General features: G+C 67.6%; 4 protein-coding genes. All 4 read left to right on the forward strand.

Annotation, left to right across the window (positions count from 1 at the left end):
• The first annotated feature begins 131 nt into the window (after positions 1–131).
• The 4 genes from napG (at position 132) to ACYQ2W_RS25600 (ending at position 3,018) form a co-directional block, all read left to right on the forward strand.
• Positions 132–989 carry a ferredoxin-type protein NapG gene (gene napG, locus ACYQ2W_RS25585; RefSeq protein WP_459873776.1) on the forward strand — a complete coding sequence of 286 codons (858 nt, stop codon included), beginning with the start codon at positions 132–134 and terminating at the stop codon, positions 987–989.
• Positions 989–1,903 (forward strand): quinol dehydrogenase ferredoxin subunit NapH, encoded by a 915-nt coding sequence (napH, locus tag ACYQ2W_RS25590; protein WP_459873778.1) that lies wholly within the window; start codon positions 989–991, stop codon positions 1,901–1,903. Before napG ends, napH begins: the two co-directional genes overlap by 1 nt.
• On the forward strand, positions 1,900–2,322 hold the full coding sequence (locus ACYQ2W_RS25595; RefSeq protein ID WP_459873780.1) for a nitrate reductase cytochrome c-type subunit: 423 nt from the start codon (positions 1,900–1,902) through the stop codon (positions 2,320–2,322). The genes napH and ACYQ2W_RS25595 overlap by 4 nt, the downstream gene beginning before the upstream one ends.
• Positions 2,323–2,439: 117 nt before the next feature.
• On the forward strand, positions 2,440–3,018 hold the full coding sequence (locus ACYQ2W_RS25600) for a NapC/NirT family cytochrome c (RefSeq protein ID WP_459873782.1): 579 nt from the start codon (positions 2,440–2,442) through the stop codon (positions 3,016–3,018).
• The last annotated feature ends 558 nt before the right edge of the window (positions 3,019–3,576 follow it).

The raw sequence follows: 3,576 nt of genomic DNA on the forward strand, positions 1-3,576 counted from the left end.
GGCACGGTCCTTTCGGTTGGGTGCCGCGTTATTGAACGCAGAGCGTTCAAGGTGGCGGGTTACGGCGCGGAGCGTCGTAACCAGGTGTTACCAGAAGTTACCCGGGGTGCCAGGAGAGCTTTTTCAGTCCCATGACCCAGTCCAACGACAACCGTTCCCAACCCGCCAACGCCGGGCGCCGCCAGTTCCTCGCGGAAAGCGCGCGGGCGGCCTGCGGGGCGGGGCTGTTGGGATTGGGCATCGGGCTCTACGCACCGCGCGCCGACTCGCTTCCTGCCCGGGCGATCCGCCCGCCGGGGGCGCTGCCGGAGGAGCATTTCCTCTCCGCCTGCGTGCGCTGCGGGCTCTGCGTGCGCGACTGCCCCTACCGGATCCTCAAGCTGGCGGCGCCGGAGGATGGGGTGGCGACCGGCACTCCCTACTTCACCGCCCGCACCGGTCCCTGCGAGATGTGCGAAGACATCCCCTGCGTGCCGGCCTGTCCCACCGGGGCGCTGGATCACCAGCTCACCGACATCAACCGGGCGCGCATGGGCCTGGCGGTGGTGGTCGACCACGAGTCGTGCATCGCCTTCCTGGGCTTGCGTTGCGAGGTCTGTTTCAACGTCTGCCCGCTGCGCGACCGCGCCATCACCCTCGATCGCCAGCACAACACCCGCTCCGGGCACCACGCGCTGTTCATCCCGGTGGTCCACTCCGACGCCTGCACCGGCTGCGGGCTGTGCGAGAAGGCGTGCATCCTGGAAGAGGCGGCGATCAAGGTGTTCCCGCGCCAGCTGGTCAAGGGGGCGATCGGCGCGCACTACCGGCTCGGCTGGCGGGAGAAGGAGAAGGCCGGCGGCAGCCTGGTCGCCCCCGACCGCGAGCACCGTTTCAACCTGCCCGAGGGGGCGCGCTACGACTACCAGGGCGAGGGATTGGTGGAGGAGGGGGGTGAGGTACCGTTCTCTGACAACCCCCTCGACACCCTCAACCGGGGGTTCCGCTGATGGTTCCCTTCGCGCTCGTCGGGCGGGATGCCGTCGCCGAAAAGGGGTGGTGGGCGGCGCACCGCTGGCTGCTGCTGCGCCGGCTGAGCCAGCTCGCGGTGATCGCGCTGTTCCTGCTCGGTCCGTGGGCGGGGATCTGGTTGATCAAGGGCAATCTCTCCTCCAGCCTGCTGCTGGAGCGGGTGCCGATGACCGACCCGCTGCTCTTCGCGCAACTGCTCGCGGGCGGGTTCCTGACGCCGCTTTCGACGGCGATCACCGGTGTGGCGCTGGTCACCGGGTTCTACGCGCTGGTCGGCGGGCGGGTCTACTGCGCCTGGGTCTGTCCGGTGAACCTGCTCACCGACGGCGCCCACTGGCTGCGCGAGCGCTCGGGGGTGCGCGGCGGGGCGCGGCTGTCGCGCAACACCCGCTACTGGATGCTGGCGATGGTGCTCGCCGTGGCGGCGGCCACCGGCTCGCTCGCCTACGAGATGCTCAATCCGGTGTCGATGTTCCACCGCACGTTGATCTTCGGCGCCGGGGCTCTGTGGGGCGGGGCCGGGCTGCTGCTCGCCGGGCTCTTCCTGTTCGACCTGCTGGTGGCGAAACGGGGCTGGTGCAGCCACCTCTGCCCGATGGGGGCCGCCTACCGGCTGATCGGCACGCTGAGTCCGCTGCGGGTGCGCGCCGATCGGCGCGAGCGCTGCAACGACTGCATGGAGTGCTTCGCCGTCTGCCCCGAGCCCCGGGTGATCAAGCCGGCGTTGAAGGGCGCGGCGCGGGGCATCGGGCCGGTGATCCTCTCCGCCGACTGCACCAACTGCGGCCGCTGCATCGACATCTGTTCGAAGGGGGTGTTCGGCTTCGGTCTGCGCTTTCCCAATGCAGTGAACGAGAAAAGCGATTCGACAACGACGGAGGTGGCGAGATGAGACAGATCCTGTGTGTGGCGGCGGCGGCCCTGCTGACGCTGGTGCTGGGCGAGGGGCGCGCGGCGGCCGAGGAGGTCACCTCGCTGCGCGGCGAGCAGGCGCTGGAGGTGGACGGCTCGGCCATCGTCAAGAAGAAGCAGGTGACCCGTGCCGGGGGCTTCGGGCGCGCCTTCGAGCTGCAGCCGCCGATGATCCCCCACGGCATCGGGAAGGACCGCATCACCCTGCAGGTGAATACCTGCCTGCGCTGCCACAGTGCGGCCAATTACGAGAAGGAGAAGGCGCCGAAGATCGGCGACTCCCACTTCTTCGATCGCGACGGCCAGGTGCACAAGGAGCTCTCCAAGCGCCGCTGGTTCTGCGAGCAGTGCCACGCGCCGCAGATGGATGCCCCGCCGCTGGTCGAGAACACCTTCTAATCGAATTTCGCGGGTGGGGTTCGGTTGGTGGGCAAGAGACGGGCGGACGCCGTGCCTTCGATGGGGGGCGGCGGCGAAATTCGATCATTGGGTTTTTGATGTAGGGGGGGTGGGGTTATGAGCAAGTTGAACAGGTCGGTTCTTGGGATACTGGCGATCGGTGTGGTGATCGGTGTGGCGGGGTGGGGGGCTTTCAACTGGAGCCTGGAGCTGACCAATACGGAGCAGTTCTGCATCTCCTGCCATGAGATGCGCGACAACGTCTACCAGGAGCTGCAGGAGACGGTCCACTGGTCCAATCGCACCGGGGTGCGCGCCACCTGTCCCGACTGCCATGTGCCGCGGGACTGGACGCACAAGATCATCCGCAAGATCAAGGCCTCCAACGAGCTGTGGCACAAGATGCTCGGCACCATCGATACCCCGGAGAAGTTCGAGAAGCATCGCGTGGAGTTGGCGGTGAGCGAGTGGCAGCGGATGAAATCCACCAACTCGCGGGAGTGCCGCAACTGCCACGACTTCGCCTCCATGGACCTGGAGAAGCAGGAGGAGCGCAGCGCCGAGCGCCACGACCCCCACGTCTGGGAGGTGCTCGACGGCAAGGAGCCCACCCAGACCTGCATCGACTGCCACAAGGGGATCGCCCACCACCTGCCGGCGGGGTGGGAGGAGGCGGCCAAGGCGGCGGGGTTGTGAGTGAAATCGTGGGGTGGCGGTCGGTGAGGGCACCCCGGGTTACCACGCTCCGCGTGGTAACCCGACCTTCATGCTGGCAGAGGAGCTGAATCCGGACGCTCCGCGTCGGCGCCGCGGTCGGCAGAGAGCGGCCGTGCCGGAAACAGGTCGCAGAGCGTCCACGGGCCCGGGTTACGACGCAGAGCGTCGTAACCAGAGAGCAGAGCGTCGTAACCAGAGATTTCGGTTGGTATGCCTCTTTCCTTCCGCCTGCCACCGTCTCCTCAAGGAGGGTCCTCAGCCTTGACGCTGCCAACAACCCTACTAGCCTTGTGGTAACGGATCGCGCCGCCCACGCATCCCGCGAAGGGAAGGGCCCGTGGGCGGGTCAGCAGAGAGGCGCGGTGCGGTCCGCAGCCCGATGATTCCAACGGCGGAAAGCCGGACCACTGGTTTCGTACTCCTCGTCCCATGACACCCCCTGACCGGAAACGGCAGGGGGTTGTTTTGCCTACAGGGATGTAGGTACCCCGCGAGAGCAGGACGCGGTAGCGGGGTTGCGGACGATCACTGCGGCAA

This window comes from Endothiovibrio diazotrophicus, assembly GCF_054657215.1.